25 protein-coding genes are annotated in these 23,409 nt (G+C 42.5%); 16 read left to right on the top strand and 9 right to left on the bottom strand.

Annotated elements, in window-relative coordinates; translation table 11 throughout:
• Positions 1-32: 32 nt before the first annotated feature.
• The 3 genes from opuD to ID12_RS18145 all read right to left on the bottom strand — a co-directional run bounded on the left by opuD (position 33) and on the right by ID12_RS18145 (position 3,171).
• Complete coding sequence (gene opuD, locus ID12_RS18155) at positions 33-1,565, bottom strand: glycine betaine transporter OpuD (RefSeq protein WP_019743704.1); 1,533 nt, start codon at positions 1,563-1,565, stop codon at positions 33-35.
• A gap of 140 nt (positions 1,566-1,705) precedes the next feature.
• Positions 1,706-1,903 carry a hypothetical protein gene (locus ID12_RS18150; protein WP_019743705.1) on the bottom strand — a complete coding sequence of 66 codons (198 nt, stop codon included), beginning with the start codon at positions 1,901-1,903 and terminating at the stop codon, positions 1,706-1,708.
• Positions 1,900-3,171: a BaiN/RdsA family NAD(P)/FAD-dependent oxidoreductase gene (locus tag ID12_RS18145; RefSeq protein WP_050827578.1), complete on the bottom strand. Its 1,272-nt coding sequence runs from the start codon at positions 3,169-3,171 to the stop codon at positions 1,900-1,902. Before ID12_RS18145 ends, ID12_RS18150 begins: the two co-directional genes overlap by 4 nt.
• A gap of 175 nt (positions 3,172-3,346) precedes the next feature.
• On the opposite strand from ID12_RS18145, the gene ID12_RS18140 reads away from it, so the two are divergent.
• Positions 3,347-4,969: a putative polysaccharide biosynthesis protein gene (locus ID12_RS18140; protein ID WP_017358331.1), complete on the top strand. Its 1,623-nt coding sequence runs from the start codon at positions 3,347-3,349 to the stop codon at positions 4,967-4,969.
• A 16-nt stretch (positions 4,970-4,985) separates the two neighbouring features.
• Positions 4,986-5,702, top strand: coding sequence for a pseudouridine synthase (locus tag ID12_RS18135; RefSeq protein ID WP_017367874.1), 717 nt, complete (start codon positions 4,986-4,988; stop codon positions 5,700-5,702).
• 67 nt (positions 5,703-5,769) lie between these two features.
• Here the strand turns inward: ID12_RS18135 and ID12_RS18130 are convergent, their stop codons facing one another.
• Together ID12_RS18130 and ID12_RS18125 are read right to left on the bottom strand one after the other, a co-directional pair.
• A complete protein-coding gene (locus ID12_RS18130; RefSeq protein WP_008356419.1) occupies positions 5,770-5,991 on the bottom strand; it encodes a DeoR family transcriptional regulator in 222 nt (73 codons plus the stop codon).
• Between the two features lie 369 nt (positions 5,992-6,360).
• Entirely contained in the window at positions 6,361-7,659 is a 1,299-nt protein-coding gene (locus ID12_RS18125; protein ID WP_017358329.1) for an NCS2 family permease, read from the bottom strand.
• A gap of 94 nt (positions 7,660-7,753) precedes the next feature.
• Here ID12_RS18125 and pepV point away from each other — a divergent pair, with 94 nt between their 5' ends.
• Both pepV and ID12_RS18115 read left to right on the top strand, forming a co-directional pair.
• On the top strand, positions 7,754-9,154 hold the full coding sequence (pepV, locus tag ID12_RS18120) for a dipeptidase PepV (RefSeq protein ID WP_050827576.1): 1,401 nt from the start codon (positions 7,754-7,756) through the stop codon (positions 9,152-9,154).
• 27 nt (positions 9,155-9,181) lie between these two features.
• Positions 9,182-9,802: a Type 1 glutamine amidotransferase-like domain-containing protein gene (locus ID12_RS18115; RefSeq protein WP_025207820.1), complete on the top strand. Its 621-nt coding sequence runs from the start codon at positions 9,182-9,184 to the stop codon at positions 9,800-9,802.
• 56 nt (positions 9,803-9,858) lie between these two features.
• Here the strand turns inward: ID12_RS18115 and cysK are convergent, their stop codons facing one another.
• A complete protein-coding gene (cysK, locus tag ID12_RS18110; RefSeq protein WP_025207819.1) occupies positions 9,859-10,788 on the bottom strand; it encodes a cysteine synthase A in 930 nt (309 codons plus the stop codon).
• A gap of 93 nt (positions 10,789-10,881) precedes the next feature.
• Here cysK and thpR point away from each other — a divergent pair, with 93 nt between their 5' ends.
• From thpR to ID12_RS18090, 4 genes are all read left to right on the top strand, one after another.
• A complete protein-coding gene (gene thpR, locus ID12_RS18105) occupies positions 10,882-11,433 on the top strand; it encodes an RNA 2',3'-cyclic phosphodiesterase (protein ID WP_050827705.1) in 552 nt (183 codons plus the stop codon).
• Positions 11,434-11,458: 25 nt separating this feature from the next.
• The gene (locus tag ID12_RS18100; protein WP_017367870.1) at positions 11,459-12,394 is read left to right on the top strand and encodes a hypothetical protein; all 936 of its coding nucleotides are present in this window, start codon (positions 11,459-11,461) and stop codon (positions 12,392-12,394) included.
• Between the two features lie 47 nt (positions 12,395-12,441).
• On the top strand, positions 12,442-13,371 hold the full coding sequence (locus ID12_RS18095; RefSeq protein ID WP_050827575.1) for a YegS/Rv2252/BmrU family lipid kinase: 930 nt from the start codon (positions 12,442-12,444) through the stop codon (positions 13,369-13,371).
• Positions 13,372-13,655: 284 nt separating this feature from the next.
• Positions 13,656-14,456 carry a phosphotransferase family protein gene (locus tag ID12_RS18090; protein ID WP_026050132.1) on the top strand — a complete coding sequence of 267 codons (801 nt, stop codon included), beginning with the start codon at positions 13,656-13,658 and terminating at the stop codon, positions 14,454-14,456.
• On the opposite strand, the gene ID12_RS18085 is transcribed toward ID12_RS18090, so the two are convergent.
• On the bottom strand, positions 14,453-14,728 hold the full coding sequence (locus ID12_RS18085; RefSeq protein ID WP_017358323.1) for a YtzH-like family protein: 276 nt from the start codon (positions 14,726-14,728) through the stop codon (positions 14,453-14,455). The genes ID12_RS18090 and ID12_RS18085 overlap by 4 nt on opposite strands.
• Positions 14,729-14,917: 189 nt before the next feature.
• On the opposite strand from ID12_RS18085, the gene trmB reads away from it, so the two are divergent.
• The 3 genes from trmB to ID12_RS18070 all read left to right on the top strand — a co-directional run bounded on the left by trmB (position 14,918) and on the right by ID12_RS18070 (position 18,294).
• A complete protein-coding gene (gene trmB, locus ID12_RS18080; protein WP_025207815.1) occupies positions 14,918-15,559 on the top strand; it encodes a tRNA (guanosine(46)-N7)-methyltransferase TrmB in 642 nt (213 codons plus the stop codon).
• A gap of 115 nt (positions 15,560-15,674) precedes the next feature.
• Positions 15,675-16,523 (top strand): YtnP family quorum-quenching lactonase, encoded by an 849-nt coding sequence (locus ID12_RS18075; protein ID WP_008343041.1) that lies wholly within the window; start codon positions 15,675-15,677, stop codon positions 16,521-16,523.
• A 73-nt stretch (positions 16,524-16,596) separates the two neighbouring features.
• Positions 16,597-18,294: an NAD-dependent malic enzyme gene (locus ID12_RS18070; RefSeq protein WP_035391093.1), complete on the top strand. Its 1,698-nt coding sequence runs from the start codon at positions 16,597-16,599 to the stop codon at positions 18,292-18,294.
• Between the two features lie 40 nt (positions 18,295-18,334).
• Here ID12_RS18070 and ID12_RS18065 read toward each other — a convergent pair whose 3' ends face one another.
• On the bottom strand, positions 18,335-18,649 hold the full coding sequence (locus ID12_RS18065; protein WP_003217759.1) for a PepSY domain-containing protein: 315 nt from the start codon (positions 18,647-18,649) through the stop codon (positions 18,335-18,337).
• A 199-nt stretch (positions 18,650-18,848) separates the two neighbouring features.
• Here ID12_RS18065 and ID12_RS18060 point away from each other — a divergent pair, with 199 nt between their 5' ends.
• Positions 18,849-19,922 carry a M42 family metallopeptidase gene (locus tag ID12_RS18060; protein WP_035391095.1) on the top strand — a complete coding sequence of 358 codons (1,074 nt, stop codon included), beginning with the start codon at positions 18,849-18,851 and terminating at the stop codon, positions 19,920-19,922.
• Between the two features lie 43 nt (positions 19,923-19,965).
• On the opposite strand, the gene ID12_RS18055 is transcribed toward ID12_RS18060, so the two are convergent.
• Entirely contained in the window at positions 19,966-20,412 is a 447-nt protein-coding gene (locus ID12_RS18055; RefSeq protein WP_007501817.1) for a YtoQ family protein, read from the bottom strand.
• A gap of 200 nt (positions 20,413-20,612) precedes the next feature.
• Between ID12_RS18055 and ID12_RS18050 the strand changes: the two genes are divergently transcribed.
• Genes ID12_RS18050 through ytpR form a run of 4 tightly spaced genes read left to right on the top strand, consistent with a single transcriptional unit; the run spans position 20,613 to position 23,401 of the window.
• Positions 20,613-21,641, top strand: coding sequence for a PTS sugar transporter subunit IIC (locus tag ID12_RS18050; protein WP_019743715.1), 1,029 nt, complete (start codon positions 20,613-20,615; stop codon positions 21,639-21,641).
• Positions 21,628-21,948, top strand: a complete 321-nt coding sequence (locus ID12_RS18045; RefSeq protein WP_003217665.1) for a thioredoxin family protein — start codon at positions 21,628-21,630, stop codon at positions 21,946-21,948. Before ID12_RS18050 ends, ID12_RS18045 begins: the two co-directional genes overlap by 14 nt.
• Before the next feature lie 18 nt (positions 21,949-21,966).
• A complete protein-coding gene (locus ID12_RS18040; protein WP_007501814.1) occupies positions 21,967-22,779 on the top strand; it encodes a DUF1444 domain-containing protein in 813 nt (270 codons plus the stop codon).
• 16 nt (positions 22,780-22,795) lie between these two features.
• Positions 22,796-23,401 carry a YtpR family tRNA-binding protein gene (ytpR, locus tag ID12_RS18035; RefSeq protein WP_050827573.1) on the top strand — a complete coding sequence of 202 codons (606 nt, stop codon included), beginning with the start codon at positions 22,796-22,798 and terminating at the stop codon, positions 23,399-23,401.
• Positions 23,402-23,409: the final 8 nt, after the last annotated feature.

The raw sequence follows: 23,409 nt of genomic DNA, 5'->3' as shown, positions 1-23,409 counted from the left end.
TCGGATGAGGAACGACTTTTCTCTTGTGATGATTATGCTTTTTTTACTCTTGGACTTCTTGGTTTATTGTACTTATTTGCTTGTTTAATCGCTCTTCGTTCTTCATTTAATGATTTGTACAGGGATACAATCATTAAAATGATGACAACAGAGAACGGTAAAGCAGCGAGTTTGGCTGTGTTTTGCAAGGCCTGAAGACCGCCTGAAAATAAGAGCACTGCCGCTACTGCTGACTGGATAATACCCCAGCTGATCTTTACACTATTCGCTGGATTTAATGATCCATAGGTTGTCTGCATTCCGAGAACGAATGTAGCTGAGTCTGCTGATGTGATAAAGAATACCGCAATTAAAATCAGTGCCAGAATGGATGTAATCATGGCGAGTGGGTATTCATTTAAAACACCAAACAGCATCGTTTCAGTAGACATGTTTGCAACATCGACGATATTGTTCTGTTGTAAGTCCATTGCAGATACACCAAAGATCGAGAACCAAAGGAACACGAGGATGGAAGGAGCCACTAAGACACCAATTAAAAATTCTCGAATGGTTCTCCCGCGTGAAACCCTTGCAATAAAAATACCGACAAATGGCGACCAAGAGATCCACCATGCCCAATAGAAGATGGTCCATCCATTAATCCATTCTCTCTTTTCTGGATCATTTGGTGATAATCTAAAGCTCATCTGTACAATATTTGATAAGTATTGTCCGATTGAATCAGTAAATGAATTTAAAATATACACAGTTGGTCCAACAATGAGTAAAAAGAACATGAGTAAAGCAGCAAGAATCATGTTTGTGTTACTTAAATATTTAATCCCTTTACCAATACCGCTCCAAGCAGAGAGGAGGAACAGGACCGTGACGATTGCAATAATAATGAGCTGAGTTAGGAAGTTATTTGGGATTCCAAATAAATAGTTTAATCCGCCATTAATTTGTGCGGCACCCAGTCCTAAACTAGTAGCTACACCGACCACCGTTGCAAATACTGCGATGCAATCAATGGTTTTTCCAATCCATCCATGAATTCTGTTTCCGAATACTGGGTATAAGGTGGAACTGATTAATCCAGGTGCATCTTTTCTAAATTTAAAGTATGCAATGCAAAGGGCGACAATTGCATAAATGGCCCATGCATGAAGTCCCCAGTGGAAAAAGGTATAACGAAGGGAATCACGGAAGGCTTGTGCATTTTCCGTCTCGCCTGTTGGGGATTGAATGGCAAAGTGGCTGATCGGTTCAGCGGCTCCGTAAAAAACAAGCCCAATGCCCATTCCAGCACTAAACAGCATGGCGAACCAAGAAAAAAGACCAAATTCAGGCTCTTCACCTGGCTTTCCTAACGTAATTTTTCCGATAGGGCTAAAGATAAAGAATAGACAAAAGCCGACTAGCAGCGATACGACTAATAAATAATACCAGCCAAAGTCATTTGTAATGTATGTTTGAATTTGATCTGTCACATTTTGCAGCGTATCTGGAGAAAGGGCTCCCCATAGAACGGCAATAAATGTGATAGCAATCACAATCCAAAATACACTTGATACGTTTTTCACACCATCTCACTCTCCTGTTGTTCTACACGTTTAAGCAGAGGATTTAATTTAATATCCCCTGTCTCAACTATTTTCAAACAAAAAGAGGCGAGTTTTTCACTCGACCTCTATTTTACCGTAACATGTTTTCCTTCCATTTATCAACCATCGATATGTGAAGATGACTTTTCTTCAATTCGTTTGCGCAGACGGTAGACATATTCTTTTAAACAAACAGCGAAAATCGTAAACGCTAAAACAATGGCGACTTTTAACGGGGTAATGGACAGCTTCATAAAGAAAGCGGCTGTCAAACTAATGACAACTGCAAGGACAATCGGAAGTGCGCGTCTAATCATTGGAATCTCTCCTTTACTTCTAGTGCGGCATTCATGCCAGCTAACCTGCCTGTCACAAGTGCTGACGTAATATTGTAACCGCCTGTGTAACCGTGAATATCTAAAATTTCTCCGCAGAAATAAAGACCGGCCATTTTTTTGGATGCCATTTTCTTCGGTTCAATTTCTTTAACAGAAACGCCGCCTCCTGTAACAAATGCTTTATCTAAAGAAAGCGTCCCATTTGCATGGACGATGAAATGTTTACAATCATGAGCAAAAGCGCGCAGTTTATCTTTAGCGAGACCAGAAAATGTCTCCTGCGGATCAATGCCATTTCGTTCTAAAAGGAACAATAAATAGCGCTCTTGCATCCAAGATTTCAGGACATTTTTAATGGCTTTTTTTGGTTCATCTTTTAGATCGCGATGAAGCTTTTGGAATAGCTCCTCGTCATTGAGCTTTGGGTATAAGTCAATTTGAAGACGGACGGCCGGTTGCTTTTTCAGTTCCTTCACAACAAATCCGCTGCATCTCAGAACGGCAGGACCTGATAAGCCAAAGTGTGTAAAGATCATATCCATGACATGAGTGACGACGGGTTTTCCTTTTTTATTTAAAACACTCACGGCCACACTTCTTAATGAAAGGCCTTGAAGCACTTTGTCCTTAATAAAACGCTCGTCTGACGTGACGGGTACTTCTGTTGGGAAGAGCTCTGTAATGGTATGACCAGCGGCTTCTGCCCATGCATAGCCATCGCCAGTAGAGCCTGTATGCGGCACACTTTTCCCGCCAACAGCAATGACAACGGCATGACTTGAAATTTTTTCATCATTATTTGTAACAATTCCAGCTGCTTGTCCGTCTTGATACAGAACGGTTTTAATCTTTTCATTCGTTCGAATGGTCACATTGAGCACGCGGAGCCTATCCAATAGGGCATCCACAACAGATTGTGCTTTGTTTGAGACAGGGAACATACGTCCATGGTCTTCTTCTTTTAGTTCAATACCTAGATTTTCAAAGAACGAAATAATATCCTCGTTATTGAACTCAGAAAATGCACTATATAGAAAACGGCCGTTTCCGGGAATATGCTTGATGATTTCTTCTACTGGAAGGCGATTGGTCACATTGCAGCGTCCACCGCCAGAAATGGCGAGCTTTCTGCCAAGTTTGTTTCCTTTGTCAATTAACAGAACCGATGCACCGTGTTCTGCCGATGCAATCGCGGCCATCAGTCCAGAAGGTCCACCGCCAATGACAATGACATCATAATGTTTCATGTTACATTCCTCTTTCTACTTTCAGTCATTTCTCTATTATAACGAAGATTGGGGAAGGCTGAAATATGAATTGATTGGTTTTGTGACTTCTGTATTGGATTTGTTACCTGTGCGATGAAATGATGTGTTAAAATAGTTAAGTTGAATATTCATTAGAAAAATGGTGGTTAAGCGCATGTCTAATAAACTGCTTCGTGGTACGTTGGTTTTAACGATTGGGACTTATCTCTCTCGTATTCTTGGTATGATTTACTTAATTCCATTTAGCGCAATGGTCGGAGCGACTGGTGGTGCGCTATTCCAATATGGATACAATCAGTATACGATCTTTTTAAGTATTGCTACGCTCGGCTTTCCAACAGCGGTATCGAAATTCGTCTCTAAATATAATGCAATCGGCGATTATGAGACAACAAGAAAAATGTTCAGGGCGGGTATGTCGGTCATGCTTGTCACCGGTATTATCGCCTTTTCTATTTTATATTTGACCGCACCGATTTTCGCCAAGATTCAGCTTGGAGGATCGAATGAAACGGGCGGTTTGACGGTCGATCAAGTGGTTTATGTGATTCGGATGGTCAGTTTGGGTCTATTGGTTGTACCCATTATGAGTCTTGTGCGAGGGTTTTTCCAAGGGCACTCGATGATGGGCCCGACAGCTGTTTCCCAAGTCATCGAACAACTTGTCAGAATCATCTTCCTATTAACAGCGACGTTTATCATTTTAAAAGTGCTTGACGGTGGTCTTGTTATTGCGGTTGGTTATGCCACATTTGCCGCACTCATTGGTGCGTTTGGTGGTCTATTTACGCTTTATTTATATTGGCTGAAGCGGAAAGATCGGCTTTTGGCAATGCAGCCGAATACAGGGGACTATTCTGGATTATCTTATAAGCAAATGTTTACAGAGCTGTTCAGTTATGCAGCACCCTATGTGTTTGTTGGGCTTGCCATTCCGATTTATTCTTATATTGATACAAATACAATTAACAGAGCAATGATTGCATCAGGACATCAGGATATTAGTACAGCGGTCCTGTCTATTGTGACGTTATATTTACCGAAGCTCGTCATGATTCCTGTGTCACTTGCAACTGCATTTGGTTTAACATTGATTCCAACCATTACGGAATCCTTTACAGCACGTAATTACAAGCTGTTGAATCGGCAAATTGATCAAACGATGCAGGTCATTTTATTCTTCGTTCTGCCTGCTTCATTTGGCATTTCGGCATTGGCTGGACCAGTTTATTGGTTTTTCTATCCGTCTGTGCATCCTGAGATTGGAACTTCTATTTTGTTTTGGTATGCACCTGTTGCGTTACTGTTTTCTTTATTCACCATTAATGCAGCCATTTTACAAGGGATTAACAAACAAAAATTTGCGATCGTCAGTCTTTTGTTAGGGATTATCATTAAAACGGTTCTTAATATCCCGCTGATTAGCTGGCTGCAAGGAAACGGTTCTGTGCTTGCAACGGCATTAGGCTACAGTGCCTCGATTTTGTATATGTTCATCATGATCAAGCGCCATGCAGGCTATTCGTTCCGCAGAATTTTCAAACGGTTTATTTTGATCGGCATTTTAACAGCAATCATGGCTGTAGTGGCTTATGTGACATGTCAGCTTGTGAGTCAAGTCATTTCATATGAAGGTGGAATCATACAAGCTGGTATTGTTATTTTGATTTCAATGATCACTGGCGGCGGTGTGTATATGTTCTTATCTTATAAAGTTGGATTGTTAGAGCGTGTACTTGGCAGCCGGATGCCGTCATTTTTAAGAAAAAAGAGTTAAGAAGAGGTGGAGAAGCATGAGGCTTGATAAATTGCTGGCCAATACCGGCTTTGGTTCAAGGAAAGATGTAAAGAAGCTGGTCAAGGCCCGGGCTGTCACAGTGAATGGAGAAGTGGCGAAGCAGGTGAAAGATCATGTCGATCCAACAAATGATGAAGTGCTCGTGCATGGAGAGCGTGTAGAGTATAAAGAATTCATTTATCTCATGATGAACAAGCCAGACGGTGTCATTTCAGCAACGGAGGATCTGCGAGATGAGACGGTTGTTGATCTACTAGAGCCAGAGGATATTGCAAGGGAGCCATTCCCTGTAGGGAGACTGGATAAGGATACAGTCGGTCTCCTCCTCCTTACAAATGACGGCCAGCTTGCTCATCAATTGTTATCTCCGAAAAAGCATGTCCCGAAAACGTATGAAGTTCATCTAAAATACCCGCTTGGAGATCAAGACATCACTCGTCTTGAAGAGGGAGTTGTGATTTTAGACGACTACCGGACGAAGCCGGCGAAGGTTGAAGTAGATGCCAACCAAGAGGCAGATACACGGATCCGTTTAACGATTACTGAAGGGAAATACCATCAAGTGAAGCTGATGGCACAAGCAGTGGGCAATGAAGTGATCTTTTTAAAACGGCTCTCGATGGGGGCTGTTTCATTAGACGAAGATTTGGCGCCAGGAGAATACCGTGAATTGACGGAGGAAGAGTTAGACAGCTTAATCAATCGTGATTAATATAGAGAAAATGAAAAGAACCGGCATATCGCCGGTTCTTTTTGTTATATGGAAGTTCATTATTCGCTTATGATGATATTTTTACTTTTTTTCTCGTTGTTTCCCATTTGCCTCTGCTTGGACTATGAACAAGATCGTTATAGGCAAGCACGTTTAAGTCTCTTTGGATGGTTCTAGGTGTGATCCCGAATTCATCAACCAGCTCTTGTGTCGTCACAAGACCTTTCTCTTGAATGAACATATAAACTGATTTTATTCGAGTCATCATACGGTTTGTTGAAGGTTTCAAAAAACCACTCCCTATCAATAAGATCGGATGGACTTGACTAACCACAACTTACTACACTAAAACTGCGACATAAGGACATGCAACAATGGTAAATGTTCGTGTTTCTTAATGTTTTATTCTATTATACACGTTATTATGCATCTAGTTCCACCAAAAAGTCAACTTTACGTGTTTTTAAACTTGTCTTCATGAATGAAATTATGTTATATATCATGATTTGAATCCGGTTACAACCCAATAAACACAAGGCGTATAAAGAAGTTTGCCACTTAAGAAAGATCAAAAAATAAACACAGAAAATTTACAAAATAAAAAATCATTCATACAAAAAAGACACATTCAAATGAGAAATGTGTCTTTTTATTTTGGTTATCCTTCTAAGAAAAAGAGCTGCACGAAAAATAAGACGGCAAAAATGAGCACAAGAATATGCACTTCTTTCCATTTTCCTTTTGCCAGCTTCACAAGAGGATATGAAATAAATCCTAGTGAAATCCCAGTAGAGATGCTAGATGTCAGCGGCATGGAAAGAATCACAAGAAAAGCAGGAAATGCTTCGTCAAGCTCATTCCAGCGAATACGTGACACTGAATTCATCATCAAACAGCCGACAATGATTAAGACAGGTGAAGTGATGGACGGCAAAGACGAAATGGCTTGAACGAGTGGACCAAAAAACAAGGCCACAATAAACAATGCAGCAACGGTTAAAGAGGTCAGTCCAGTTCTTCCGCCAGCAGCAACTCCTGATGATGATTCAATGTAAGCTGTGGTTGGGCTTGTTCCAAACATTGAGCCAATTGTCGTTGCAGCAGAGTCAGCAAGTAAGGCTCTGCGTACTTTTGGGAGCTGACCATTTTTCATTAAACCTGCTTGTTCCGCAACCCCGATCATTGTTCCTGTTGTATCAAAAATCGTCACAAGTAAAAAGGAGAAGACAACAGCATACAAGTGATGGGAAAATACATCGCCAAACGCAGCGAATGGATTTGTAATCAGCATTCCTTCAGGCAGTGCTGGGGTATCCACTAGCACTTTAGGAAAATGAAGCTGGCCTGTTGCAAGTGCAATTAATGTGGTTGCTAACATGCCGATAAACAGCGCTCCATTCACTTGAAGAACCATTAATATGACAGAAATCATTAAACCAACGAGTGTCAAAATGACAACAGGTGAGCTTAAATTGCCAAGCTTCACAAGATTTTGTGGATCAGCAGTGATGATTCCAGACTGTCTTAGCCCAATGAATGCAATAAATAATCCGATACCTGCTGTAATCCCGTACTTTAAATTATCTGGAATCGCCTCAATGAGTTGTTTTCTAAGGGATGTTAACGATAAAATAATAAAGAGTATTCCAGCAACAAATACCGCACTAAATGCTGTTTGATAGCTGAGGCCCCCACCACCGACAACAGTGACGGTGAAATAGACATTCAGCCCCATACCTGGTGCAATGGCAATTGGATAGTTTGCAAAGAGTGCCATCCAAAGTGTACCGACAACAGCAGCGATAATGGTTGCAGTAAAGACTTGGTCAAAAGGAATGCCTGCATCTGAAAGGATTCCTGGATTGACGGCTACAATATATACCATCGTAAAGAATGTCGTCATACCAGCGAGTAATTCTTTCTTTATATTGGTTTGGTTCTCTTTTAACTGAAACATAAAATCCTCCATTTACGAACATTATTACAAAACACTTAATATAATATTCGTTTTAAGGGTGGATTGCAACCTTTTTTCAAGGAGGAATGGAAAAATGAATTGGGAAGCAGAAGTCATACGAAAAAAAGACAATTTGATTCAGGATACACAATCTTTTTTACAAATTGAAAGTGTCTTGGATGAAGAAGGCGGCACAGAAGGAAAACCGTTCGGTGAAAAAGTGGATGAGGCTCTTCAGTATATGCTCAAAAAAGGGCAGGACGAGGGCTTCAAAGTGAAAAATGTTGATGGTTATGCTGGTCATATTGAATATGGAGAAGGCGAAGATATCGTCGGTGTGCTATGCCATGTGGATGTCGTGCCTGCGGGAGACGACTGGACAACCCCGCCATTTTCAGCGGACATAAGAGAAAATAAAATCTTTGCAAGAGGAGCCATTGATGATAAAGGGCCGACCATGGCGGCGTTTTACGCATTGAAAATGTTAAAAGATGCCGGTCTGCCGCTGTCGAAAAAGATTCGAATCATCATTGGCACAGATGAAGAAAGCGATTGGCGCTGCGTCGATCACTATTTCAAGCATGAGGCGATGCCGCAAATTGGCTTTGCACCAGATGCTGATTTTCCAATTATTCATGCTGAAAAAGGGATCATAGATGCCATCGTATCCTTTACATACGAACAATCAGAAGAAAACAAGCGTTACATCCTCAAGCAATTCACATCAGGCATGCGTCTCAATATGGTCCCAGATGAGGCTCGCGCGAATGTGGCAGCAGCAAACGATCACGATGCTGAAGCCTTAAAAACGGCTTTTGCAGCCTATCTTGCGGAAAATCAGTTAACCGGTGAGACAAACCATACAGCAGATGGACTGACATTCACATTAAAAGGTGTATCAGTTCATGCAATGGAGCCGGCGAATGGCACAAATGCGGGCATTCATATGGCAAATTTCTTATGTGCGCATGAATTAGATGAAAGAGGGCTCGCATTTACATCACAAATAAATGCTTTATTTGATCAAGACACAAGAGGACAAAAACTCGGCATCGCTTGTAAGGATGATATTAGTGGTGACTTGACCTTGAATGTTGGCACAATCCGCTATTCGCAAAACGAAGAAGCGAAGCTTGGGCTGAATGTCCGCTATCCCGTAACCGCGGACGGTGAGGAAGTCAAAAAAGGGATTGAACGAATAAAAGGGGCAACGATCGAGAAATTTGATGACAGTCCTCCTCATCACGTCTCAAAAGACCATCCACTTGTAAAAACATTACAGCGTGTCTACGAAGAACAAACAGGAGATCCTGCCCATCTTATTGCGATTGGGGGAGGAACGTATGCAAGGTCATTAGAAGCAGGCGTTGCCTTTGGCCCTCTATTCCCTGGAAGACCTGATTGCGCACACCAAAAGGATGAATATATCGAAATCGATGATTTACTACGAGCAACTGCGCTATATGCACAAGCCATGTATGAATTGGCGAAATAAAAAAGTAAAGAGAAGAGGGGATTCACCGTGAAAAAAATGTTCTTATGCTCTTCATTCAAAGACAGCTATTCTCTCTTGTCTGACTTTGCAGGCGACACCTTAAAAGGAAAAAGTGTGACATTCATTCCGGTAGCCAGTGAAGTGGAAGAAGTCACGCACTATGTCGATGCAGCAAAAGAAGCCTTTCATCAATTAGAAATGCGTGTAGAGACTGTTCAGCTGACCGGGCAAACGGTTCAAGAGATCACACAGATCATTAGGAAGAATGATGTCATGTATGTATCTGGCGGCAATACCTTTTATTTGCTGCAAGAATTAAGAAAGCACGGGCTCGATCGTGTATTGAAAGAAGAGATCGGCAAAGGCAAGCTGTATATCGGAGAATCCGCAGGGAGTATTATCATGGCGCCAAGCATTGAATACATCTCACTGATGGATGATCAGGAGAAAGCGCTAGAATTATCTTCCTTTGAAGGATTCAATGAGATCAACAGCTATCCGGTACCGCATATAAACAATCCTTATTTAGGTGAAGCCGCGCAGCACATCATAGAGAAAGATCAAAATACGCTCTCTTTATGCCCGCTCACTGATGAACAAGTTTTACTTGTGACAGGCGAACAGACTGAGGTCAAGACGGTCTTGTAGGAGTTGTTCATATGAAACGAAGAAAAAGGAACAGGAGCATACGCCCTGTTCCTTTTTTAATCTTGAAACACATCACTTGATAAATAACGTTCACCCGTGTCTGCTGTCATACAAATGACAATGTGATCCTTTGGCATTTGCTTGGCTGCTTCAATCGCTGCATAGCATGCCGCGCCAGATGATGGACCGACTAAAATACCTTCAAGACGGGCGAGCTTTCGTGTGATGTCGTAAGCATCTTCATCACTCACTTGCACAATCTCATCATACACCTGTTCGTTTAAAATTTGTGGGATAAATCCTGGACTTGTGCCAACAAGCTTATGTTTGCCAGGTTTCCCGCCTGATAAAACAGGAGACCCCTTTGGCTCTGCCACATGTATCGTCAATTCCGGGAATGCTTTCTTGAGTTCCTCTCCAGTGCCTGTAATGGTTCCGCCCGTTCCAGCAGTTGCGACAAAAGCGGCAAGCTGCTGCCCGATCTGTTGCACTGCATCGATAATTTCTACAGCCGTTGTCCCTCTATGAGCATCGGGGTTCGCACCGTTGTCAAATTGCATGGGAATAAAGCTGTTAGGAATTTGAGCAGCTAATTCTTCTGCCTTGCGAATACAGCCTGGCATTTTTTCCTCCCCTGGGGTTAAGACGACCTGTGCGCCGTATGCCTTTAAAATATTGATTCTTTCTTGGGTCATCGTATCAGGCATGACCAGAATGGCTTTGTAGCCTCTTGCAGCAGCGTTCATCGCTAAGCCAATTCCTGTATTCCCGCTCGTTGGTTCAATAATCGTTGCCCCTTTTGTGAGCTTTCCTTGTTTTTCTGCCTTAAGGATCATATTGTAAGCAGCCCGATCTTTTACACTTCCGCTAGGATTAAATGATTCCAGTTTTAAATAAACAGCAGCGCCATGTTCTGGCTGAAGGCGCTGTAATTTTACAAGTGGTGTATGACCTATTAATTCAGCTATATTTTGTGCAACCTTCATCATGTGACACCCTTTCTTCTCATTCCGCATTACTTTAGTTATACTATCATCAATGGGGATTCGTAAAGTTTGTTAAAAAGGACAGGTGAAAATATGGCCGAAAGCCGTCATTATTTTATCGGGATTCCAATCCCTGAACAACTCGCGTATCAAATGAAAGCGGATATAGACAAGAGGAGCGGGCTTTCCTTTCAAAAATGGACAGAACCCACTGATTATCATGTCACCCTTGTGTTTTTAGGCGCGATTCCAGAGGACCGTTTAAATAAGATATCTGAGCTGCTTGAACAGCTGTCTCATGAGGTGTCTGCTTTCCCGCTGAAGCTGAATGAGATAGGGGTATTTGGTCAAAAGGAGCGGCCGAGAGTCTTTTTTGCAAAGCCTATTGAAAGTAAGCCTTTGATGGATCTAAGAGAAAAGGTAAAAACAGCCGTTTTGACAGCAGGTCATCCTGTCGAAAAAAGACCCTTTCATCCACATATGACGATTGCGCGCAAATGGAATAGAGAACAGTCCTATATAGAACAAGCGCCCTTACGGAAAGAACCATATTCGATGGAGGTTTCTAGTATCGCTTTATTTGAAATTCGTCTAAAAGAAACCCCACGTTATCACGCGATCAAACAATTTACACTACATAAATGATTCTAGAGGTTGGAGTGAGCAGCAGATGGCGCAAATTATTAAAATCCAAGATTATATATCACGATATGAACAAGACCCGCATCATTACATCAATCAGTTTATTCGGTTGAAAAAACAAAGGTGGGACGAGTTAAAAAAGGCTTCAAAAGAGCAGGTGCAAAAGCAGGCTGACCAAGCCACCGAGCAAGCACCTGAGCAAGAGGAAGAAAAGAGAAAGAAATTCTCCTTAAAAAGAAAGCAAAAAGAAGCCGATATGAAAAAGGAACGGGACCTGAGTCTTTTTAACGAGCCAACAGATATAGAACAAGGTGTTTTTACAAACGTTCCTACCGATGAAACGAAGCTGATTCACTTTTTTAAGGATCATCTTTACGATGTTCAATTAAAATGGGCCAGCTCGACGATCTCTCATATTTCAACTGTCTCTCACCACATTCGATATGATGAAAAGCTGCGGATGCTTGCAAGGCAGCTGCCAGATTCTTATTTTGTGATGTACAAGCCGGTGCTGCTCATTCAAAAAGCTGAGATGGAATTGTGTCCAGTGCTCATTACGCCGCTTGAAGTCATCTGTTTATCTTTCTTAGAAGCAGAGCCAGACAGCGTATATATTGGATCGAAGGAACGTTTTTGGGAAAAGCGGGCGACTGGAAAAGCTGTTCAATCCGTCTTGAACCCTTGCGCAAGCCTTCTTCGCTCTGGAACTGTTGTGTCAAAAATTTTACAGCAAAGTGGTGTAGAGCTTCCTGTGAAAAAAATCCTCATCAGCCGCACCTCGTATATTGATTTGCCCGAAGTTCCATTCGGGATGGAGGTTGTCGATAAGAAGAAAGCGGAGGATTGGTTTGATAAGCAGCGGAAAAACACCGCGCCGACAAAGCATCAGCAATTCAAAGCGACAAAGGCATTGCTCGCTTATGGTGAATCAGACAGCAAAAGAAGGCAGGAATGGCTCGATTAAAGGCATATCAAGGTCACCAAAAAATGAGACCTGAGTGGAGCTAATATATGAATGAATGGTACTTTATCGTCAATCCAGCAGCAGGACAAGGAAAAGGACTCCGCACTTGGAGAAGCATAGAGAAAGAATTACAAAAGGTAGAGATCTCATACAGATCGTTTCTTACCCAGCATGAAGGACATGCCGAAGTTTTGGCGAGACAGATTAGCGCTATGCAAGACGACAGATTGAAACGGTTGATCGTCATTGGCGGTGACGGCACAATTCATGAAGTGCTAAATGGTTTAAAAGAAATCGATCATGTGCAGCTAAGCTTTGTCCCAGCAGGTCATTGGAATGATGCTGCGAAGGGGCTGGGCATCCAGCGTCATGATGTGATCAAAGAAGTGAGAAAACAAAAGAGGATGCTGACGAAAACATTTTCTCTCGGTTCCTTTCAAGATCATGCAGAAAGTCCGCAATCTGTTTTTTTTCTCAATCATATTGGTGTTGGGTTTGATGCGCATGTCTTGAAGAGAACGGTCCATTTTAGAGGGAAAAAGTGGCTCAACCGACTCAAACTCGGGTTTATCATCTACCCGCTGTCTTTTCTACATTCGTTATGGTCATTCAAACCGTTTGACCTTGCTCTTTTTATTGAAAATGAGAGAAAAGTTTTTCGCCAAGTGTGGTTTGTGATCGTATGTAATCACCCTTACTATGGGGGCGGGCTGGAAGCAGCGCCGGAAGCGAGTGCGAGGCAATCAGGATTTCAAACGCTCGTTGTCACGGATTTGAATCCATTGAAAGTTCTCTTATTTTTAAGTGCAATGGTTTTTAAAAAGCACCTTGTAATGGAGGGAGTCACCCTTTTTCAGCATGAAGAAGCCTACTTGGAGGCAGATGAAAAAATCTTATTTCACGCCGATGGAGAAGTGATTGGCGCCACTCCAGTGTTTGTTAAGGCTAGTGAGCGATCGTTAAAATTACGTGGCTAAGAAGCAGCCAGTGTGCGCACGAGCAAAAGAAACATGAAAAAAGACTTCCCTTTTCATAAGGTTCTTGTCCTGTTTTTCTAGTTTTGCTTGACGAGTATAAGAAGGTAGCGATAAAATCTAAAGGACGGCTATTGTTTAGCATCTCATTCTCAATAGCTGTCCTTTTTGTTTTTATGATCATATAAATAAAAAATAAACAGCCAATTGATCTCAATCGGCTGAATTTTGTCGACTAAAAAAGCATGATTTAAAATATTTTAAGAAATGATGGGTTGAAAATTGATATGAACTGGTTGGGACAAATATTAGGTAGCGAATGGCACATCTCTCCTGCTGGAGGCGCTACGGGAGATGCGTACTTCGCAACACACAATGACCAAAAGCTATTTTTAAAACGCAATACGTCACCGTTTCTTGCGGTTTTGTCAGCTGAAGGCATTGTGCCGAAGCTTGTCTGGACAAAACGAATGGAAAATGGGGATGTCATCACTGCACAGCACTGGCTGAGCGGCAGAGAGCTGAAGCCAAAGGACATGAATGACCGTCCTGTAGCGGAGCAGCTAAGAAAAATTCATACATCAAAAGAGCTGCTCGATATGCTGAAACGATTAGAAAAGCACTCGCTTGACCCGGCATCGATCTTGATGCATCTCAAGGCATCGATCTTAAAAGAGCAGATTGACTCACATGATATCACGCGCGCCATCCAGTATTTAGAGAAACATGTGGACGCAGTTCATTTCGAGGATAAGGTCGTATGCCATTGTGACCTCAACCATAATAATTGGCTGCTGACAGATGAAAATCAGCTCTATTTAATTGATTGGGACGGGGCAATGATTGCAGATCCAGCGATTGATCTTGGACCGCTCTTATACCATTATGTTGAAGAAGAGAACTGGGAAAGCTGGCTCTCTATGTATGGTGCTCCGCTGACCGACAACTTGCGAAAACGCATGGCATGGTATGTGCTGGCTGAAACTGTCTCGTTTGTCGTTTGGCATAAAAGAAAAGGAAATGAAAAGGCGCAAAAAGAAGTGCAAGCCGAGCTACATGCACTCTTAAAACGGTTAAACATCCATTAAGACAGTGGAATGTTCTCGACCCAGTTAGATAGATGAGATTGATGCGCTTCGATATGTGCATCAATTGAACTGACAGAGGTGCCTTTTTGGCTGTAATCATAAATATCGGTTAGTAGCTGACGAACGTCAGCATCCAAATCTTCTTTTGCCAGCATTAATTGAATCACGCGTCCCACCTGTTCATATTCTGCAACAGTCCCGCAGCAATCCAGCTGGTGATCAGTTAAAATATCTTTGATTAATTGAAGCTGATGTTGGCGGTTTAATCCCATACGTATGCTCCTTTCAGGGCGTGTCATTTATGTGGTTAAACTGTGCATTCAGCTTTGATTTTATACATGAAGCAGACCAGCCCAAATAGCAGCTGGTCTTTTTCATATGTGCGGATAAGTTGCTGTCTTGCGGCTCTTTATGTTTCATGGTATCTTGATAAAATGTAAAGAAAATAGAGGTGTATCAAATTGAGAATGCGACATAAACCGTGGGCGGATGATTACTTAGCTGAAAATGCTCATATTGCTTTAGCCAACCCTGAACAATACAAAGGGAAATGGCATGAGCTGTTTGGAAATGATCATCCAATCCATATCGAAGTCGGTACAGGAAAAGGGAGTTTTATTGCCGGAATGGGCAAGCTTCATCCTGAGATAAACTATATCGGCATTGAATTATTTAAAAGTGTCATTGTGACGGCAGTCGATAAAATCAAAGAAACAGATGTAGAAAACGTAAAGCTTCTAAACATCAACGCAGAGACACTGACAGATGTCTTTGCGGAAAATGAGATTGATCGGGTGTATTTGAACTTCTCTGATCCGTGGCCAAAATCAAGGCATGAAAAACGTAGGTTGACGTTTAAAGCCTTTTTAAAGCGATATGAACAGATCCTCCGTCCAGGCGGTGAATTACATTTCAAAACCGATAACCGCGGACTATTTGAATATTCCTTGAAAAGCTTTTCGTCTTACGGACTCCTTTTAACGTATGTGAGCCTTGATTTACATGAGGATGGTCTCGAAGGAAATGTCATGACAGAATATGAAGAGAAATTCTCTTCCATGGGACAACCGATCTATCGATCAGAAGTAAAATTCCCTGAATAACAAGCGAACAAAGCTGGCTGCAACGAACGATTGCGGTCAGCTTTTTTTGATAAAAGATTAGCACATGCGATTTTTCTTTGTATTTGCTACGATAGAAAAAGGAGGGATGACAGCAATGGAGACAATGAAAATAGGCGAAATGGAACTGTTCTGGTTAAATGGGGGAGATACACACATGGATGGCGGTGCCATGTTTGGCGTGGTGCCAAAGCCATTATGGTCAAAAAAATACCCTGTGAATGATCGAAATCAAATTGAATTACGGTGTGATCCAATGCTCATACGGTGGAACGGTCTTCATCTGTTAGTAGATTCCGGCATCGGATCAGGGAAGCTGACAGAGAAACAAAAACGCAATTATGGCGTCACAGAGGAAACGAAAATAGAAGAATCACTTGCGGCTCTCGGTTTGCGCCCATCTGATATAGATTACGTCTTAATGACTCATTTGCATTTTGATCATGCAAGCGGGCTGACAAAACGTGAAGGCGATGAGCTCGTGTCTGTTTTTCAACAGGCCAAAATCATCACGTCCAAAATTGAATGGGACGAAATGAGAGCACCGAACATCCGCTCAAGAAATACATATTGGAAAGAAAACTGGGAGCCTGTTGCCGATCAAGTCATGACATTTGAAGATAGCATCGAAGTAACAGAAGGCATCCGCCTGCATCATACAGGCGGACATAGCGATGGGCATAGCATCTTAACGCTCACAAGTCAGGGAGAAACAGCTATTCATTTAGCGGATATCATGCCGACACACGCTCATAAAAACCCACTTTGGGTCTTGGCATACGATGATTATCCAATGACCTCGATCCCGGCGAAGCAAAAATGGCAGGCATTTGCCGAAGAAAACAATGCATGGTACTTGTTTTATCATGATGCCATCTACCGTGCTGTAAAGTGGGATGAAGACGGGGCAATGACCCATGAGGTCAAAAGAGAAACCGGAAGATAAAAGATCATCTGTATGTTTTTTCGCCTTTCACACAAAATAACGACAAAATGAACTTGTGAAAGGAAGAGTGCAGGTGAATCAATTTTATCGTGTACATGGTGATGTCATCGAGACACCGTTAAGAGGGATCGAAGTCATGTCTGTCCCTTATTTAAACAAAGGAGTCGCATTTACAAAGGAAGAGCGGGAAGAGCTTGGGTTAAAAGGATTTCTGCCGCCGAAGGTGTTAACACTAGAGGATCAAGCAAAGCGTGCATATGAGCAGTTCAAAGCACAGCCAGACGCACTTGGGAAAAATGTCTATTTAACTGCGCTTCATGACAGAAATGAAGTGCTCTTTTATAAATTATTAAATGAGCATTTGGCAGAAATGCTGCCGATTGTTTACACACCGACCGTAGGAACAGCGATTCAGCGTTACAGCCACGAGTATAGAAAGCCAAGAGGAATTTATTTATCCATTGATGACCTAGAAGGAATGGAAGAAATTTTTGCATCTTACGGAGTGGATGAATCAATTGATCTCATTGTCGCAACAGATGCAGAAGGAATTTTAGGCATCGGCGACTGGGGTGTAGGCGGAATCGCCATTTCAGTCGGGAAGCTGGCTGTTTATACAGCCGCAGCAGGTATTGATCCTAGCCGTGTGCTGGCAGTGGTGCTTGATGCTGGAACCAACCAGGAAAGCCTTTTAAATGATCCGCTTTATGTGGGAAATCAGCACTCCCGCGTTCGAGGAGAGCGCTATGATCAGTTTATTGATCAATATGTTGAGCTTGCCCGTGCGACTTTTCCAAATGCACTTCTTCACTGGGAAGACTTCGGTACAAAAAATGCGCGCGCCATTTTGGAAAAATATAAGGACCGTATTTGTACATTTAATGATGATATTCAAGGAACTGGAGCCGTCTCACTTGCTGCCGTTCTGGCTTGTGCAAAAGCATCGAAGGTTCCGCTGAAAGATCACCGAATCGTGATCTTTGGAGCAGGTACAGCAGGGATTGGTATAGCCGAGCAAATTCGTGATGCCATCGTGCGAGATGGTGTCAAAGAAGAGGAATCATATGATCATTTCTGGTGTATTGATAAAACGGGACTGCTCACAGATGATTCACCTGACATTCAGCCATTCCAAAAGCCGTATGCAAGACGTTCTGATGAAGTGAAGGATTATGCACGTAATGGTCCAAAGCATTCAATTGATTTGTTAGAGGTCGTGAAGCAGGCGAAACCTACGATCTTAATTGGTACCTCAACTGTAGGTGGGGCATTTACAGAGGAAATAGTGAAAGAAATGGCGTCACATGTAGAGCGGCCAGCGATTTTACCGATGTCTAACCCAACACCTCTTTCAGAGGCAAAGCCGGAAGATCTCATTGAGTGGACAGAAGGACGTGCGCTTGTCACAACGGGAAGCCCGTTTGATCCAGTTGAATATGGCGGTGTGACATATGAAATTGGGCAGGCAAATAATGCCCTTGTGTTTCCAGGGCTTGGTCTTGGAACGATTGTGTGTAAAGCCCGCCTCATGACAGACAGCATGTTTGTTGCGAGTGCTGAAGCGATTGCGAGCATGGTCAATGTCGGAAAACCGGGTGCTGCGATGCTTCCAAGTGTTGATCAGCTTCGAACAGTTTCAGCGACAGTGGCTGTCCGTGTGGCACAAGCAGCGATTGACGAAGGAATTGCGGAAGAAACCCCTGATGATCTCATTCAGGCTGTGCAAGACGCCATGTGGCACCCTGTATACAAAAAAATCAAAGCCATCTAAAAAAAGCTTCGCAAGGACTTGTCTTTGCGAAGCTTTCTTATTAAGCAACAGAATCAATGACATCAACGATCATGCCTGTTTTTGCATCAATCATGACTTCATACTGTTCCAGCTCGCCAAAGGCGGAGCGTGTAATGCCAGATTTGTACACATCAATCGTTTCACCATTTACGGTATACGGTTCTGGTACAGTATAAATCCAAGAGCCATCAATCGGGCCGCGCTGTTTAAAAGCGGATTTCACAATTTTTAACGCTTTTTCAGACGAGATATACGTCGGGAAAAAGACTTTCTTTGCAACAATTGCAGCGGCTACGCCAATACTCGCACCAATCAGAACATGTTTTAACTTCAACGTGCTGCACCTCCGTATTGCTGTTTTTTCCATTATACAAAACTTGTCCAGCGATGTTAAGAAATCCGAATACTTGAAAGCATATTCAAAATTTCTGGAGAGATACTTGGAAAACCGAAAGAATTCTTATAGTATAAAGTGAGTGTTATTTTTATAGGAATTTATATGGTCATTACATAGAAATGAGGGTAACTGTCAAATGAACGAAGAAACAATGTCGCTTTTCCGAAATTTAACAGAATTACAAGGGACTCCAGGTAATGAGCACCATGTGCGTGCTTTTATGAAAAAGGAACTTGAGAAATATTCCGATGAACTCATACAGGATCGTCTTGGCGGAGTGTTTGGTGTCCGCAAAGGCCCAGAGAACGCGCCGAAGATTATGGTGGCTGGTCATATGGATGAAGTCGGCTTTATGGTGTCATCCATTACGAAAAATGGAATGATTCGTTTTCAAACACTTGGCGGCTGGTGGAGTCAAGTGATGCTTGCGCAGCGTGTGGATGTTCATACGGATCACGGGCCAATTCCGGGCGTTGTATCGAGCACACCTCCTCATCTTCTGACACCAGAACAAAAAAGCAAACCAGTAAAACCGTCAGATATGCTGATTGATATTGGTGCAGACAGTGAAGAAGAAGCGAAAGAGCTTGGCGTTCGCCCAGGGCAGCAAATCGTTCCTGCAACGGTCTTTACCCCAATGGCCAATCCGAAAAAGATTTTAGCCAAAGCTTGGGATAACCGCTATGGGTGCGGACTTGCCATTGAATTATTGAAAGAATTAAAAGACGAAGCTCTTTCATGTCAGCTATATTCAGGCGCAACCGTCCAAGAGGAAGTAGGGCTCAGAGGGGCTGAGGTAGCTGCGAATATGATTAAACCGGATCTGTTCTTTGCTCTAGATGCGAGTCCTGCAAATGATGTGACGGGAGACAAATCACAATTTGGCCAGCTTGGAAAAGGTGCACTTCTTCGTATTTATGATCGCACGATGATTACGCACCGAGGCATGAGAGAATTTGTCCTCGATACAGCCGAAACAAACAATATTCCATATCAATATTTCGTATCGCCAGGCGGTACGGATGCTGGACGTGTTCATATCTCAAATCAAGGTGTACCGTCTGCTGTTATTGGTGTATGTGCGCGTTACATTCATACAAGTCACTCTGTCTTGCATGTGGATGATTATGCAGCGGCAAAAGAATTAATTGTTCGTCTTGTGAAAAATTGTGATCAAAGCACGGTGGATTCGATTTATCAACAAGTGTAAACGATAAGAAAAAGGCTGCCTCATTAAGAGCACAGCCTTTTTCTTATTCCTGTTCAAACACGTATGACAACGCCTTAATCGCTTGATTCACTGTTTCGACAGTGATATTTGCTTTGTTTGATAATTCCTTTAGGGGATGATGTAATTCTTTAGGACGAATCAAAATAAGGGGTTTCCCTTTGGCGATGGCAGAAGAAGCATCCATTGCCGTGTTCCACTGTTTATATTTCTCACCAAAGCGGGCAATGACAACGTCTGCCTTATTTAATAATAGTTCGGTGCGGAAATTGTTCAAATCAGAAGCCGCATCGTCTTTCAAGATGGCATTTGGCTGCCCGCCTAAAATATCTTCTCCGATGTTATCTGATCGGTCATGATTCTCCATTGGACCAACAAACGTTACTGGTAGTTTCAACGACTGGCTTTTTTCCTTAATTTCATCGCGCCACTGGCTATGAATTTCTCCAGCTAAATAAACCGTTAATTGCATAACAATCTCCTCCTTGTGCACAAACTTAGTAAAGGTTTGCCCTGTTTCTTTTCATGTTACACAAGAAGTGCTTGATAAAGCAAAAAAAATATGATTATGATATTCATGGTAGAGACTATTTTTCATCGTAAGAAGACTACATATAATGGGAAGGACAGGCCTCTTCGTCTTTCCTATGAGAAAGCAGGAAGACGACGTTGATGACTTATTTAAAAAGAAAGGGTATTTCCCTTTCGCCAAAGGTGTATTTTATTGATGCACTCTCTTATATGGCTTTAGGTCTATTTGCTACATTAGTGGTAGGGCTGATTTTAAAAACAGCAGGCGGCCTGTTATCATTTCCTCTCATCGTGGAAATGGGAACGCTCGCTATGGGGCTAATGGGACCAGCAATTGGCGTAGCGGTTGCTTATCGCTTAAACGCTTCTCCTTTAATTATTTTCGCAAGTGTTGTTTCAGGTGCCGCTGGAGCAGAGCTTGGGGGACCTGCTGGAAGCTTCGTGGCTGCTCTCATTGGTGTGGAATTAGGCAAACTGATCAGTGGTGAGACAAGAATTGATATTATTTTAACGCCGCTTGTGACCATTATCACAGGTTTTCTCACCGCTGCTTTCATCGGCCCTGGGATTCAGGCGGTGATGACAGGGCTCGGCAGGCTGATCGTATGGGGGACTGACCAAAGTCCACTCATCATGGGCATGCTGGTTGCAACCATTGTTGGACTTGCTCTTAGCTCACCGATTTCAAGCGCTGCGCTTGCGCTGATGCTTGATTTAAGCGGTCTTGCTGCTGGTGCGGCAACGATTGGCTGCTGTGCGCAGATGGTCGGCTTTGCTGCTGCAGGATTTAGAGAAAATCGTTTTGGCGGTCTTGCTGCGGTAGGCATTGGAACATCAAAACTACAGCTGCCGAACATTGTGAAAAATCCGCTCATTCTCATTCCGCCGACGATTGCAGGACTGATTCTTGCGCCAATTGGTATTATTGGCTTTGGGATGGTCAATAATGCGGCAGGAGCGGGTATGGGAACGAGCGGTCTTGTCGGCCAGCTCATGACACTCACAGTCATGGGATTTCATCCATCCGTTTTCCTCGCAATTGCTCTTTTGCATATCGTTGGCCCGGCAGTGATTAGTTTGGTAGTATCAGAATGGATGAGAAAGAAAGGCTATATACAATTCGGAGATTTAAGTATACAAACTGGAGGAATCAAACATGAAAAAAATTGAATCAAACGAAGAATTACAAAAAGTGATTCAAGAAGACTTAACCGTATTACTATTTTCAGCTGACTGGTGCCCGGACTGCACATTTATTGAGCCGTTTTTGCCAGAGCTTGAAGCAAACTATCCAGAATTTGAATACTTCTATGTGGATAGAGATCAGTTCATCGACACTTGTGCAGAGTGGGAAATTTACGGAATTCCAAGCTTTTTAGTCTTTAAAAACGGACAAGAGATCAACCGTTTTGTCAGCAAAGATCGTAAGACAAAGGAAGAGATTGAAGCATTTTTAACAGATTCTCTTTCTAAATAACGAAAGGAGAGTCTTATCATGGCGAAAATGACATCAAGACAGCTTGCCAATCAATTGAAAAGCCGTCTGACGAACGACAGCTGGACCCACCAGTTTGACAGGGAAAAAGATACGCTTCGTGTGGAAGATAAACATACAGGAAAGGGCATCACGCTTGAGCTCCCGCCGATTATTGCAAAGTGGGAAGTAAAGCCTGATGAAACACTGGATGAGATCGTTTATTATGTGAAAGAGGCGCTCAGCGCTATGAAAGGTGAAGCGCAGCATATCTCAGGTAAAGAGAAGCACATTTATCCGGTCATTCGTTCAACGTCCTTTCCAGAAACATCAAGTGATAAGATTCCGCTCGTTTTTGATGAGCATACAGCAGAGACAAGAATCTACTATGCACTTGACCTTGGAAGCACCTACAGATTAATTGACGAGAAGATGCTGCAAAAGGAAAACTGGACAAAAGAACGAATCAGAGAAACCGCAAGTTTTAACGTCCGTTCACTAAAGACTGTCGTGAAAATGGATGAAGTGGCGGGCAACCGTTTTTATTTCTTCCGTGCAAACGACGGGTACGATGCAAGCAGAATATTAAATGAATCGATTTTACAAGAATACGCGCAAAAAGTAGAGGGGCAAATGGCTATTTCCGTTCCCCATCAAGATGTGTTCATCATTGCAGATGTACGCAATGAATCAGGCTATGATATTTTAGGGCAAATGTCGATGAGCTTCTTCGCCAGCGGCACGGTTCCGATTACGGCCTTGTCATTTTTATATGACGAAGGCAAGCTTGAACCGATCTTTATTCTTGCAAAAAGCAGACCAAAACAGCAGTAGAAGGGAATTTTGAAGAATGAACGTTTTTTATAATGCAGAAGGTGTCGGCGATACACTCCTTATTTCATTGAAAGATGTAACAAGAGAAGAAGTAGGTCATGAAACGTTTGGAGATGTCGTAAGAATCTTCAATCAAGACACAAAAGAAACAACAGGTTTTAATATTTTCAATGCATCTACTTACATGAAAATTGATGAAAACGGATCTGTACCGCTTTCTGAAACGCTTGTTCAAGATATCAATGAAATTTTGAACCGCAACGGTGTCAGTGAAACATTAACAGTTGATCTATCACCTAAGTTTGTGGTCGGTTATGTGAAGGAAAAAGAAAAACATCCGAATGCAGATAAACTGAACATTTGCCAAGTAGATGTTGGCGATGAAACCTTACAAATCGTGTGCGGTGCACCAAACGTTGATCAAGGTCAATATGTTGTGGTTGCAAAGGTTGGTGCTGTGATGCCGAGCGGTTTGGTGATCAAAGATGCTGAACTAAGAGGTGTTCCTTCAAGCGGAATGATTTGTTCTGCAAAAGAATTAGATCTTCCGAATGCGCCTGCTGAAAAAGGGATCCTTGTTCTAGAAGGAAGCCGCCAAGCTGGCGAACCATTTGAAGCGTAACCTCCCAT

This window comes from Bacillus altitudinis, assembly GCF_001191605.1.
Taxonomy (GTDB): domain Bacteria; phylum Bacillota; class Bacilli; order Bacillales; family Bacillaceae; genus Bacillus; species Bacillus altitudinis.
The sequence above is the reverse complement of the archived record's forward strand: the minus strand, read 5'-3'. Positions and strand labels throughout refer to the sequence as shown.